This window comes from Jezberella montanilacus, assembly GCF_003003055.1.
Taxonomy (GTDB): Bacteria; Pseudomonadota; Gammaproteobacteria; order Burkholderiales; family Burkholderiaceae_B; genus Zwartia; species Zwartia montanilacus.
In genome coordinates this window covers 14,411-27,196 of sequence record NZ_PVTV01000011.1, presented here as the reverse complement: position 1 = coordinate 27,196, position 12,786 = coordinate 14,411, and the positions used below count along the sequence as shown (strand labels likewise).

Here is a 12,786-nt window from a genome sequence, read left to right as displayed (position 1 = left end):
TTTTCAACTGCCCAGTAGTAAAAAGGATCTGGTCTTTGGCCCGATCCTTTTTTATTGCTCACGGCAAACGCATTACACTTGGCTCATGCATAACGTTCTCATCGTTGAAGACGAAATCGAGTTGGCTGATTACCTTAAAGCAGGTCTTTCGGCTGCTGGCTACGCGCCGACTCATTTGTCAGACGGCAGCGCTGGCTTGAACGCAGCTTTGACCGGACAGTGGGATTTGATCATTATTGATCGGATGCTCCCCAATGAGTTCGAAGGCTTGTCGATTGTCACGGCAATGAGAAAAGCCGGGCTGACCACCCCCGTACTCGCCCTGAGCGCGCTGGCGAGTCTTGGTGAAAAGGTCCGTGGTTTGCGAGATGGCTGCGATGATTATCTGACTAAACCTTTCGCCATGCCTGAGTTACTGGCCAGGGTCGACGCATTGATTCGCCGGGCAACTGCCTCCGAAGAGTCCCAGCTGATGAAACTGGCAGATCTCACCCTTGACTTAAGAACCCGCGAAGCGAAGCGAAGTGGTCAAAGCATTGTTTTGCAGCCGAGAGAGTTTCGACTACTGTCTTATTTTTTTAAGAATCAGGACAAGATTGTGACCCGCACGATGTTGTTGCGAGCGGTCTGGGATATCAACTTTGATCCAGGAACGAATGTCATTGACGTGCAAATAAGTCGCTTACGTAACAAGCTTGACCGGGGATTTAGTCCCCCACTTTTACACACAGTGCGCGGTGCGGGTTATCGGTTCGGCATCAATGAGTAGTATCAGGTACTCGATCGCTTTTCGTCTGGCGCTTATTTGTGGTGGTTTAGTCGTTGCATCAGTTTTGCTGCTCTGCGCCACTTTTTATGTCGGGACAGTGCTCGTGATGGCACAAAACGTCGACTCCCGTTTATTCGAAATCCAAGGGCGCTTTGAAAAAGACGTTAACGAGCGGGGGCTGTTTTTTTTAGCAAATCGTATACAACAGTCTCTAACTGATGGTGTCGACTCAGACACTGAGATTTTTTTATTGCTTGGACCAGATCGAAAAAAAATCGCTGGGAATTTGAATGGTTGGTCAAATCCAACGTTACCCTTAGACCGTATCTTAGACTTGCAAATCGTCCGAAATGGCCAGCCTTCCGATAGTCGGGTACTGATCAATCGGTTTCAAGACGGATCGTTGTTAGTCATTGGGCGGGACATGAAGGATCTTGTTGCGATACGCGAACTAATTGGCCGCGCCGTTGCCGCCGGGGGCGCGCTGTCTATTTTGCTGGCCATCTTGGGTACCCTTCTGTTTCGCCGTGAGATTGAGCGGCGCATCGGTGCGATACGGATGGCGACGGCTGACATTGAATCCGGTAACCTGAGCAGACGAATCGAGGTATCGGATAACCCTGACGAATTTGGAAGACTCGGTGCAGACATCAATCGTATGCTGGATACGACTCAAAACTTGATGAACGGCGTCAAGCATGTGTCCAACACCATTGCTCATAATTTGCGTACACCGCTGGGTTTAATCCGCGGGAGACTCGAGCAAGCGCTGGCAGCACACAATGCTGACCAAACGTTGAGCGATTCAGCACAATTCGCGATTGAAGAGATTGATAGCCTTATTATTATTTTAGAGAAACTCTTGCAACTAGCCGAAACAGAGTCCGGCACAAAACGTCTGCCTTTTGCGGCAGTCGACATAGAAGAGCTGTTGACTGACTTGACTGAACTCTACGACGCGTTCGCTGAAGCTCAAGAGGCGCAAATCATACTTTCGATAGATGGCGATTTAAAAGCTCACGGCGATAAAGATCTGATTTCAACGATGCTTGCGAATCTTTTAGATAATGCTTTGAAGTACGGTGGGCACGCCGTCACGATTCGAGTGACTGCAAAAGCCATCGATCAAGGGATAGCGTTGATTGTCCAGGACGATGGGCCAGGCGTGCCTGTCGCAGAATATGCAAGAGTGTTATTACCGTTTCAACGGATTGATCGCGCAACAAAAGGTAGTGGTCTTGGTCTATCAATCGTCGCTGCAATCACCGAGTTACACCGAGGCTCTTTAAGCTTAACTGCCGCCAATCCGGGGCTTTGCGTCACGATCTTGTTGCCCACGTCTTAGGCTCAAGGATCCCCTGACTCGTTTGTCAGGTTCTAAAAAGGGATAGACAATGTTATTTCTAGTCATCAGTACACCTCGCCCTGATAAACCGACGTCGTTGACAAACGATAGAATGAAATATTGGGACTGGATGAACCCGCTGCTTGCTTCAGGGGTGGCTAAGTCAGCCTACCCTCGTGTTGGTCGCGGCGTTGCGGTCACCTTTAATGTTGATTCGAACGAGACCTTGCACCGTTTGATGAATGAATGGGCGGATATTATCCCGGCGCACTTTGAGGTATATCCCTTGCTTGACGCGGGTGTCGCTAAGCAGTTTCTCGCGAGTCAAGCAGCGAGTTGATCCATTTCGGGGCAGAGAGCAACGAAAAAGGGTTAGTGTCTTGTGAACACTAACCCTTTGATATATATGGTCGGAACGGAAGGATTCGAACCTTCGACCCCTTGCACCCCATGCAAGTGCGCTACCAGGCTGCGCTACGCCCCGAAAGACAAGGAGTATAGCAGAGCTTGACCAGTCTTCAGCTGGACGGCTCAATGCAAATCGAGCTGGCCTTTGCTTGATTCATTGCCAAGGGCACTGCTCAACAAATCAGAGATATCGGTTAACTCTTGACGCAATGCTTGCAGCTCTTGGCCACTTAAACGAACTGCCGCGTCAGGGTCGACCGTCGCAGCAGCTTTGCCTTCACCCAATTTGTTACGAGCACCTGATATGGTGAAACCCTGCTCATACAAAAGCTCGCGAATTTTTCGAATCAAGAGCACTTCGTGGTGTTGATAGTAACGCCGGTTACCTCGGCGCTTGACAGGTTTGAGCTGGGTAAACTCTTGCTCCCAGTAGCGCAGGACATGCGGCTTCACACCGCACAAATCGCTTACTTCACCAATGGTGAAGTATCGTTTGGCGGGTATTGCTGGCAAACTAACAGACTTGTCTGACGTAATCATGTGCTGGAATGTCGAACTGTCATATTTTTATCAAACTGCGTATAGGTTACACATAGTCAACGATATAGGCAATGGTAGATTATCTAGATCGAAACTCAACGTTATCAAGACTTAATAATCACAGCTTCAACTTCTGCTTTAAGCTTCTGGCTGGCATGAAACGTCACGACGCGGCGCGCTGCAATCGGAATCGTCTCACCTGTCTTAGGATTTCTACCGGGGCGAGCTGGCTTTTTTCTAACTTGGAAGTTGCCAAAGCCTGATAGCTTGACAGCATCACCGTTAGCCAATGCATCCCGAATCTCTTCAAAGAACGTGTCAACGATGTCTTTAGCTTCTCTTTTGTTCAGACCAACACGTTCAAAAAGCAGATCAGCCATCTCGGCTTTGGTTAGGGTACGGCTATCAGTCATGGTCTCGGTCCCTTTAACGTTGACGTGCGCCATAATGCGAAGCGAGTGCATCGCGTATTTTCAGCATGCAGGCATCAACCCGCCCATCATCTAAGGTCGCCTCAGCATCTTGAAGGAAGAACCTGAACGCCAGGCTTTTCTCTGTCGAGTTCTCAACTGCCTTGTCTTTCCAGACATCGAATAGATTAACCTGTTTGACAATAGAGAGTTCACTGTACTCAAGAGTCATAGACTTGATCATATCAAGCAAACTGCCAACAGCCGTATTGTTGTCAACCCAGACAGCCAGATCACGTTGAACCACGGGCTGACGAGAAAGCTCCTGAGGGTGAGGCATAGCAAGGATAGAAAGACTGTCAAGTGTGAGTTCGAAGACCACGGGGGCGGTCGATAGCTCTTGTTCTTGCACCCATTGTGGATGCAACTCGCCTAGCCAGCCTGCGAATTGACCATCGAACTCAATCCTGGCGCTTCGGCCAGGATGCAGGGCAGCATGCGAGTCCGGAACGAACTTCAACCGGTTTGCTAATTGGCCGAATAACGATTCGATATCACTTTTTACATCGAAAAAATCCACCTGCCGATCGGATACACCCCATTGGGTATCAAGCACCCCACCCCAGGCAGCACCTGCCAGCCTCTGAGGTTGACTTACTAACGCAACCGACAAGGGACCATCCGTGGCGGCAGCGTCACGCATGAACACTCGACCGAGTTCAAACACGCGCACGCGACTTTGCTTACGGTTAACGTTGTACTTAATATTTGCAATCAAACCGGGGATCAAGCTCGAGCGCATGACTGCAAGTTGACTGGCGATGGGGTTGAGTAACTTGATTGGATCGGACTGGCCGATCATGTCAGTTTCCCAGGTCTCATCGACAAATGAAAAATTAATGACTTCCTGATAGTCGAGCGCGGCGACTTCGTGTCTGAGCTGATGTGTACCTCTTGAAATTTCGGGAGCAATGCGCATTTTTGCCCTAGCGAGCGGCGGTACTGCAGGGATATTCTCGAAGCCAATAATGCGAGCAATTTCTTCGATCAAATCTTCTTCAATTCGGATATCAAAGCGGTAGGAAGGAGGCGTAACCACAAAACTATCGTCATGCTGAGTAAATGCAAACCCAAGGCTTTTAAACACAGCGTCTGCAGTCTCAGCACTAACGTCAACCCCCAGCACGCGACGGCAGCGAGTTAACCGCATCGTTACGGGCTGGCGCTTGGGTACGTTGACGATTTGATCATCAAGAGGACCCGCCTCGCCACCGCAGACATCCATGATCAAACGTGAAATTAACTCTAGATCCTCGCGATTGGTTGAGAAGTCAACTCCTCGCTCGAATCGATGGCTGGCTTCGGAGGTCAGTTTCAGCTTACGTGCTCGCCCGGCGATTGCATCTGGCCACCAGAAAGCTGCTTCTAGATAGATATTTTTCGTATCCAAACTCACAGCTGTCGAATCACCACCCATAATGCCTGCCAAACTCTCAACGTGACCACCCGATACGATCACACCCATGCTTGGGTCGAGATCAATGGTTTTGCCATTAAGTAGTTTCAAGGACTCGCCGCTGCGTGCCCAGCGCACTGTCAGAGAATCACCATGCATCTTATCGAGATCAAATACATGGGTAGGTCGTCCACACTCGAGCATCACGTAGTTTGAAATATCGACCAAGGCGCTGACAGACCTTTGTCCTGCTCGCTCCAGGCGTTCAACCATCCAAGCTGGTGTCTTGGAGTAAGCGTTGACACCTCGTATAACGCGGCCAACAAAGCGACCGCACAAATCTGTGGCCTCAATTCTAGTGGGCACAATATCGCTCAGCGTTACCGCAACAGGCTCGGCACTTGGGGGCGTAAGCTTCGCGCCAGTCAGCGCAGCAACTTCGCGCGCCACACCGAGGATCGATAAGCAATCAGCGCGATTAGGGGTCAGTTTGAGCGTGAATAGCACGTCGTTAAGCCTTAAGGCTTGGCGGATATCTTGCCCGACGGGTGCGTCGTCTGGCAACACTAACAAACCAGCGTGATCCTGAGACAAACCGAGCTCGCGCGCCGAACACAACATGCCAGATGATTCGACCCCTCGCATTTTTGCGACACCGATTTTCATACCGTCGGGCATGTGCGCACCGACCGTTGCTAGCGGTACCTTGAGTCCTGCGGCAGCGTTTGGTGCACCACAAACGATTTGCAGTAACTGGCCGCTACCATCATCCACCGCGCAGACTTTTAATTTGTCTGCATTGGGATGTTGTTCAGTACTTTCAATACGGCCAACGATAATGCCAGAAAACATCGGAGCCACGGGATTTTCTTCTTCAACCTCAAGGCCTGCCATCGTCAATTTATGCGATAGTGCCTGAGTTGAAATTTCAGGGTCAACCAGGGTGCGTAACCACGATTCAGGAAATTGCATAGTTAACCGTTTGAGCTCTAAGTCTGATTAATTGTTGAACTGACGCAAGAAACGCAGGTCGCCTTCGAAAAACTGCCGCAAGTCGTTGACGCCATACCGCAGCATCGTCAGACGCTCAAGGCCTGAGCCAAAAGCAAAACCGATATAACGCTCGGGGTCCAGTCCAAAGTTGCGGATCACATCGGGATGAACTTGCCCCGATCCAGATATCTCAAGCCAGCGTCCTTTATTTGGCCCCGACGTAAACATCATATCTATTTCTGCCGAAGGTTCGGTAAAGGGAAAGAAAGATGGTCTGAAGCGCAGCTCCAGATCTTCAGTCTCAAAGAAACAGCGCAGAAAATCTGTGTAAACACCTTTGAGGTCTGCGAAAGAGATATTCTCGTCGATCCATAACCCTTCAACCTGATGAAACATCGGTGAGTGCGTGGCATCACTGTCCACGCGATAAGTTCGCCCGGGCGCAATCACTTTGATGGGTGGTTGGTGCATCTTGGCGTAACGCACTTGCATCGGGCTAGTATGCGTACGCAATAGCAAAGGCAGGCCATCCGTGCCATTCATATCAACGTAAAACGTATCTTGCATCGATCGGGCGGGATGGTTTTCGGGATTATTCAATGCCGTGAAATTGGTCCAGTCATTTTCGATTTCAGGACCATCGGCCACATCGAATCCGATGGATTTGAAAATGCTTTCGACGCGTTCCCAGGTACGCGCAACGGGATGAATACCACCAATGCCACGCCCTCTTCCGGGCAATGTCACATCGATCGTTTCAAGTGCCAAACGAGCAGCCAGCTGAGCTTGAGCCAGCTCGTGACGGCGTCCATTCAGCAGCGCTTCTACTTCTTGTTTAAGGACATTAATGCGTGCGCCCTCGCTGCGCTTGTGCTCGGCGTCAAGCTTAGCCAAGCTCTTTAACATCTCTGTGAGCAAACCCTGTTTGCCCAAGAAAATCGCCTTAGCGTTCTCCAGTGACGCAGCATCCCCAGCTTTGGCGAACTCGGAGCGAGCGCGCTCGATTAAATCGTTGGCGGTATCAGTCATCGTATCCAAAGCATCCTTAAACGACATGTAGTGCACTGCCTGAAATGCAAACGGAGCCCACGGGCCCCGTTTTGCAATCACAGCTTCGACTGCTTAAGCAGCCAGTACCGATTTGACTTGATTGACAACAGCTGCAAAACCAGCTTTGTCACGCACAGCCATATCGGCCAGTACTTTTCGATCAAGCTCAATCGCTGCCTTTTTGAGGCCAGCGACGAATACACTGTAAGTCACGCCATGTTCACGCACTGCTGCGTTAATACGGGCAATCCACAACGCGCGGAACGTGCGCTTTTTGTTGCGACGATCGCGGTAAGCATACTGACCAGCACGCATAACCGCTTGTTTGGCGATACGAAAGACATTGCCACGGCGACCGCGGTAACCTTTAGCTTTCGAAATGATTTTTTTGTGACGGGCCCGTGCCGTTACACCACGTTTTACGCGAGGCATGTTCTAGTCTCCTGTCAAGCGAAAGGCATCATGGCTTTGACTGAAGCCATGTTAGTTTCATGAACCGCTGCAGAACCGCGCAACTGGCGCTTAGTCTTAGTGGTCTTTTTGGTCAGGATATGGCGTTTGAACGCGTGACCCCGCTTGATAGATCCGCTACCGCGGACCTGAAAGCGCTTTGCAGCGCTTTTCTTGGTTTTCATCTTAGGCATGATGAACAATCCTTACTTTTACACTTGTGTCTTGCAGGTGCTTTGCCTGATGCAAATCTTGGTAACCTGAAGCGCACTTGGATTTCTATCCCACAACAGTTTTGTTTAAGAACAAATATGAAGGAAAGCCTTTGATTATAAGGCGAATTTTCGATTTTACGCAAGTCAAGTCGTGAAGCAAGTTAAATTCTCTACTCGATATCTGAAAGCTTCTGCGATATGAACGCTCGAAATGTCTGTTTTGTTGTCTAAATCGGCACTGGTTCGGGCAAGCCTCTGCAATTTAACGAACGAGCGTTTGGATAAACGATAGCGGCGACTTAACTCACACATTAGTTGTTGGGCACCTTGGTCTAATTGACAGACAGCTTCAAGACGCTGACCTTCCAAGTGTGCGTTACGGCAGCCCTGGCGATCCAACGCAACGCGACTGGCTAGATCCACACGACTTCTGATCACCACCGATGGTTCAGGTTTTTTTGCGTCAGTATCTGGCACCCCAGATCGATTCAACCAAATAACCATGTCAATCCGGTCAAGCAAGGGACCAGATAGTTTCCCTTGGTAGCGCCTGATCTGCTCAGCCGTGCAGCGGCAACGCCCCAGACCATCACCACCGTATCCGCAGGGGCAAGGATTCATTGCAGCGACAAGCTGAAAGTCAGCAGGGTAAATCACTTTGTGATTTACCCTGGCGATCGAAATTTGACGGTGCTCAAGCGGCTCTCGCAGGGCTTCAAGTGTCCGCCGGTCAAACTCAGGGATTTCGTCTAAAAACAAAATGCCTTGATGAGCGAGTGTGATCTCCCCTGGCCGAGGCATTTTGCCTCCGCCCACGACTGCGGCAGATGATGCGCTGTGATGAGGAGCTCGGAAAGGTCGGCTATGAATCTTGGCGTTAGCCGAGTCCAGGTACGATGCAATCGCCGTGACCTGCATCCGCTCAGTTTGCGTCATACGTGGGGATATACCAGGTAATCGATGCGCGAGCATGCTCTTCCCGATACCTGGCGGGCCAATCAACAATATGCTGTGCGAACCAGTTGCTGCGACTTCAAGTGCTCTGCGCGCAGTTTCCTGGCCTTGCACATCACTCATGCATGGATGCATACCTTCTTCGTGCGTGTCAGTTGCTGGTTTAACCGAGCCAAGCAGCAGATGACCGCTTAAAAAATCCACGACCTGCTTCAGCGAGTCTGCCGCGAGTATCTTTGCATTCGGTACTTCTGCTGCTTGTAAAGCGCTCTGCCTTGGCAACACCAGACCCAGGATTTGTCTGTCGTGCACTACTTCTATGGCAATCGCGATTGCTCCCCGTATTGGAACTAAGGATCCGGTCAGGGAAAGCTCGCCAGCAAACACGTATTTTTTCAGTGTGGGGACCCAGGCTTCATTTGTTTTTTTTAGCGATAGCTCGGGTAAATCAATTTGCCCAGATACAAGCAGGACACCTAAGGCGATAGGTAGATCGAATCTACCTGACTCTTTGGGCAGATCGGCAGGCGCCAAATTAACGGTGAGCCTTCCATTCGGAAAATCAAACCCACTGCTCTGAATAGCTGCCCTAACCCGCTCACGGCTCTCTTTTACTTCAGCATCAGCCAGGCCGACGACTGTGAAGCTGGGTAGTCCTGATCCAAGGTGAACTTCTACCTTAACCGGTAGGGCAACCATGCCGATCAGAGCCCTGCTGTGCAAAATGGCGAGTGTCATACTTCACCCTTCAAAAGGGACCAAGTATGCGGTTGTTCAGGCTCGATTAAAAGGTGATACGGACCGAATTGTCACAACGCAGTTAAGGCTTAGATTCAAGCTCAGCGATCCGAGTTTCGAGAGCACGTATTTGTGTTTCGAGCGCGGAAACCCGTTCTGTTGTTTTGCGCAACACAGCGATCTGCTGGTCGAAATCCTCGCGAGTGACGAGATCCATCTTGTTAAATGCACTCCCCATCATCGCGCGTACATTACGTTCGACGTCCGCCGCCGGGCTCTTGGCAACTAGGTTGGATACATTTTGTTGGAGCTGTTCAAACCACGCGTTAGATTTCATTGAGCGACCTTACAAAGTTGCACATCCACAATCGGCAGACGCCTAGTTTACCGGACTGTGCGAAAAACCTACTAGCTAATACAAACCTTGTTTGTAAGCATAGCGGAGTGTTCGGGTTTGCTTCGCCCTAAATAATAGCGTGTTCACCTGTCAATGCACCAAAATAAAGCATGCAAGAAGATTTGTCATCGCGTTGCAATAAAAAAGACAACTTGATGAAGCGATCTAGACGGGTGCATTTCAATAATGTGTCAAGTGTTGGCACGGCTTTTGCTTAGCAAACTACGTCACAACAATTGACTTAGGGACAGATCCATGAAGCTGATCATTGCAATTATCAAGCCATTCAAGTTAGACGAAGTTCGCGTTGCTTTATCCACGTTAGGTGTACAAGGTTTGACTGTTACTGAGGTAAAAGGCTTTGGCCGACAAAAGGGACATACAGAGCTCTACCGTGGCGCTGAGTATGCTGTCGACTTTTTGCCCAAACTGCGTGTCGAAGCCGCCGTTGCGGACAATTTAGTTGATCAAGCAATCGAAACAATTGAGCAGGCTGCCAGAACAGGCAAGATTGGTGATGGCAAGATTTTTGTTGCACCGCTTGAACAAGTTGTTCGTATCAGAACTGGCGAGACGGGCGAATCGGCACTTTAATTTTGTGCATTAAGTAAGTCGGGGTCGATAGGCTGGCCCCGGTTCAGGATTGTTGCCACCTGGGTGCGCAATGCATTCGAGTGGGCTCTGCGAATCTCTCGTTTTACGTCCAGCAGTTGTTGCGGATGCATAGAAAATTCTGTTAAGCCTAATCCTAATAGCAAGCGTGTCAGTTTGGGGTCGCCTGCCATTTCTCCGCATACCGACACAGGTTTGCCCGCCCTTTCGCCGGCGTTGATTGTGTTTGCAATCAGACGCAGCACGGCAGGGTGTAGTGGATCATAAAGATTAGCAACCTCTGAGTCAGCTCGATCGATCGCTAAAGTGTATTGAATGAGGTCATTGGTACCGATCGATAAAAAATCTAAAAGCTGCGCAAATGGCTCAATTGCAATGGCTGTTGCTGGGACTTCAACCATCGCTCCCAGCTCAACCGCGGCATCGTACTCATCACCTCGTTCGTCGAGATCTCTCATTGCCGAAGCCAGGGCGAGTTTAGTTGACTGGATCTCGTGCATGTGAGCGATCATGGGGATCAGAATTTTTACTTTGCCATGCGCTGACGCGCGCAAAATCGCGCGCAATTGAGTCGCAAACAACTCTGGCCTTGCCAGACAATAACGAATTGCTCGCTGCCCCAGCGCCGGGTTCATTGTGACGGCTAGCTCACCGTCCATTGTCTTATCTGCACCAATATCCAGGGTTCTTATCGTCACTGGCCTGCCAGCCATTGTCTTAACCACTTTCGAATACGCTTGGTACTGCTGGTCCTCGTCGGGCAGGTCTGTTTGACCAATAAACAGAAATTCACTGCGAAACAAGCCTATCCCATCAGCTCCGTTTTCAATGGCAAGCTCCGCCTCTTCGGGTAGCTCTATGTTTGCCAACATACCAATTCGAATGCCATCGAGGGTGACTGATTCAACGTTTTTCAGTAGCGCCAATTCTTCACGATAGGCAATGAAATCCTGTTGCATTTGCCGGTATTCTTGCAGTGCAAAAGCTGGCGGATTAACGATCACAGTGCCAGAGGCCCCGTCCAGGACGACAACGTCTCCGTCTGAAACGAGGGAGCGTACATGCCCAAGTCCAACCACCGCGGGGACAGCCATGCTTCGCGCAACGATTGCAGTGTGAGACGTTGGCCCACCGAGGTCAGTCGCAAAACCAGCAAAGCTCGCCCCTCTTAGCCTAACCATGTCAGCGGGCGAAATATCGTGGGCAACGACAATCAGCGATTCGTCGGTTTTCTGGATTTTGTCTAGCGATCGCGAAGACTTGGAGCCAGACATGGCGTCTATGACCCGTTCGATCACCTGTCGAACATCTGAACCGCGTTCACGAAGGTATTCGTCTTCCATTGCTGCGAACTGCTCACCGAGAATCTGACCTTGTGCAGTCAGAGCCCATTCTGCGTTGTAATGACGCGCCTCAATCAGCAGTAACGCCTCGTTCGCCAGCAAAGGATCCGCCAAAAGCATACTGTGTACATCTAGAAGCGCGGCCAGTTCGCGCGGAGCATCATCGGGCAACGTTGTGGCCAACTCTCGCATCTCATCTTGAGCTGCTTTTAACGCCGTCGTTAGCCGAGCTTTCTCGCTGACCACGGCGTCTGGACTAATACGGTAGTGAGCCACTTCGAGGGCGGTAGCGCCCAAAACCACAGCACGTCCAATTGCATAGCCTCGGGCCACACCTTTCCCGTACAAGCACATCATGGCTTGCCGTGCTTGCGGTATTGACGAACTATTGTCCTTCGCCAAACTTGTCATCAAATAGGGCCTTGATATCGATCAATATGCGATCTGCGTCACCACCCGTCGCTTCAATAGTCACGGTCGTGCCTACCCCAGCAGCCAACATCATGACACCCATGATGCTTTTTGCATTGACGCGCTGCGCGCCTTTGGTAATGAAAACCTCGCCAGAAAACGGGCTTGCTAGCTGTGTCAACTTTGCTGCTGCGCGCGCGTGCAAACCAAGCTTATTTGAAATAACGATATCAACTTGTGGCATGATTAAATTTTTATGGGTTCGAGTGCGAATAGTAAGCCAAACTCAATTATCGTTAGTCTACACGTCTCAAGGTCTGTGTGGCACCAGCTAATGCGCCGGTGGCCACATCCTCCAAGTTGCTTTGTCTGTAGTTGATGGCGCGAATGAGCATAGATGCATTCACCCCGCCCAACACGCAGCATGGCACGCCGGCCTCTTGGGCTAAGTGACTAGCCGTAACAGAGATATTTGAGGGGGTGGCGCCAGGCAAATCAGTCAAAACCAACACGCCATGTCCTTGATCGGCCGCAATGATTCGTTTGGATAGAAACGGTGCAGAGTCCGCCGCGCATTCATCGGGAAAAACATCAACTGAGATGACCTCTGGGTCATGACCAATGACATGCCTCGCACAATCAACTAAGGCTGAAGCCAGCGGTACGTGCGCAACAATCATGATTGCAATCATTCA

General features: G+C 50.4%; 15 protein-coding genes and 1 tRNA gene. 4 read left to right on the top strand and 12 right to left on the bottom strand.

Going from position 1 to position 12,786, the window contains the following annotated elements:
• Window positions 1–85 precede the first annotated feature (85 nt).
• The 3 genes from BCM14_RS01720 to BCM14_RS01710 are packed head-to-tail and all read left to right on the top strand — an operon-like array spanning window position 86 to window position 2,454.
• Window positions 86–769 carry a winged helix-turn-helix domain-containing protein gene (locus tag BCM14_RS01720; RefSeq protein ID WP_106226274.1) on the top strand — a complete coding sequence of 228 codons (684 nt, stop codon included), beginning with the start codon at window positions 86–88 and terminating at the stop codon, window positions 767–769.
• Complete coding sequence (locus BCM14_RS01715; protein WP_106226273.1) at window positions 762–2,114, top strand: sensor histidine kinase; 1,353 nt, start codon at window positions 762–764, stop codon at window positions 2,112–2,114. Before BCM14_RS01720 ends, BCM14_RS01715 begins: the two co-directional genes overlap by 8 nt.
• 49 nt (window positions 2,115–2,163) lie before the next feature.
• Window positions 2,164–2,454, top strand: coding sequence for a DUF3303 domain-containing protein (locus tag BCM14_RS01710; RefSeq protein WP_106226272.1), 291 nt, complete (start codon window positions 2,164–2,166; stop codon window positions 2,452–2,454).
• Window positions 2,455–2,521: 67 nt separating this feature from the next.
• Here the strand turns inward: BCM14_RS01710 and BCM14_RS01705 are convergent.
• From BCM14_RS01705 to BCM14_RS01665, 9 genes are all read right to left on the bottom strand, one after another.
• Window positions 2,522–2,598: transfer RNA gene (locus tag BCM14_RS01705), tRNA-Pro, on the bottom strand.
• 47 nt (window positions 2,599–2,645) lie between these two features.
• Entirely contained in the window at window positions 2,646–3,062 is a 417-nt protein-coding gene (locus tag BCM14_RS01700; protein ID WP_106226271.1) for a MerR family transcriptional regulator, read from the bottom strand.
• Window positions 3,063–3,166: 104 nt separating this feature from the next.
• The gene (locus BCM14_RS01695) at window positions 3,167–3,475 is read right to left on the bottom strand and encodes an integration host factor subunit alpha (RefSeq protein ID WP_106226992.1); all 309 of its coding nucleotides are present in this window, start codon (window positions 3,473–3,475) and stop codon (window positions 3,167–3,169) included.
• Window positions 3,476–3,488: 13 nt separating this feature from the next.
• The gene (gene pheT / locus BCM14_RS01690) at window positions 3,489–5,900 is read right to left on the bottom strand and encodes a phenylalanine--tRNA ligase subunit beta (protein ID WP_106226270.1); all 2,412 of its coding nucleotides are present in this window, start codon (window positions 5,898–5,900) and stop codon (window positions 3,489–3,491) included.
• A gap of 27 nt (window positions 5,901–5,927) precedes the next feature.
• Window positions 5,928–6,950 carry a phenylalanine--tRNA ligase subunit alpha gene (gene pheS, locus BCM14_RS01685; protein WP_259673440.1) on the bottom strand — a complete coding sequence of 341 codons (1,023 nt, stop codon included), beginning with the start codon at window positions 6,948–6,950 and terminating at the stop codon, window positions 5,928–5,930.
• A 93-nt stretch (window positions 6,951–7,043) separates the two neighbouring features.
• Complete coding sequence (rplT, locus tag BCM14_RS01680; protein ID WP_106226268.1) at window positions 7,044–7,403, bottom strand: 50S ribosomal protein L20; 360 nt, start codon at window positions 7,401–7,403, stop codon at window positions 7,044–7,046.
• A 14-nt stretch (window positions 7,404–7,417) separates the two neighbouring features.
• A complete protein-coding gene (rpmI, locus tag BCM14_RS01675) occupies window positions 7,418–7,615 on the bottom strand; it encodes a 50S ribosomal protein L35 (protein WP_106226267.1) in 198 nt (65 codons plus the stop codon).
• Window positions 7,616–7,780: 165 nt separating this feature from the next.
• Window positions 7,781–9,328 (bottom strand): YifB family Mg chelatase-like AAA ATPase, encoded by a 1,548-nt coding sequence (locus tag BCM14_RS01670; protein WP_106226266.1) that lies wholly within the window; start codon window positions 9,326–9,328, stop codon window positions 7,781–7,783.
• An 82-nt stretch (window positions 9,329–9,410) separates the two neighbouring features.
• Window positions 9,411–9,665: an accessory factor UbiK family protein gene (locus BCM14_RS01665; protein WP_106226265.1), complete on the bottom strand. Its 255-nt coding sequence runs from the start codon at window positions 9,663–9,665 to the stop codon at window positions 9,411–9,413.
• 315 nt (window positions 9,666–9,980) lie between these two features.
• Here BCM14_RS01665 and BCM14_RS01660 point away from each other — a divergent pair, with 315 nt between their 5' ends.
• Window positions 9,981–10,319, top strand: coding sequence for a P-II family nitrogen regulator (locus tag BCM14_RS01660; RefSeq protein ID WP_106226264.1), 339 nt, complete (start codon window positions 9,981–9,983; stop codon window positions 10,317–10,319).
• Here the strand turns inward: BCM14_RS01660 and ptsP are convergent.
• Genes ptsP through BCM14_RS01645 form a run of 3 tightly spaced genes read right to left on the bottom strand, consistent with a single transcriptional unit; the run spans window position 10,316 to window position 12,783 of the window.
• On the bottom strand, window positions 10,316–12,034 hold the full coding sequence (gene ptsP, locus BCM14_RS01655; protein WP_106226991.1) for a phosphoenolpyruvate--protein phosphotransferase: 1,719 nt from the start codon (window positions 12,032–12,034) through the stop codon (window positions 10,316–10,318). The two genes, BCM14_RS01660 and ptsP, sit on opposite strands and share 4 nt — an antisense overlap.
• A gap of 31 nt (window positions 12,035–12,065) precedes the next feature.
• Window positions 12,066–12,335, bottom strand: a complete 270-nt coding sequence (locus tag BCM14_RS01650) for an HPr family phosphocarrier protein (protein ID WP_106226263.1) — start codon at window positions 12,333–12,335, stop codon at window positions 12,066–12,068.
• A gap of 52 nt (window positions 12,336–12,387) precedes the next feature.
• Window positions 12,388–12,783, bottom strand: a complete 396-nt coding sequence (locus BCM14_RS01645; protein WP_106226262.1) for a PTS sugar transporter subunit IIA — start codon at window positions 12,781–12,783, stop codon at window positions 12,388–12,390.
• Between the last annotated feature and the right edge of the window lie 3 nt (window positions 12,784–12,786).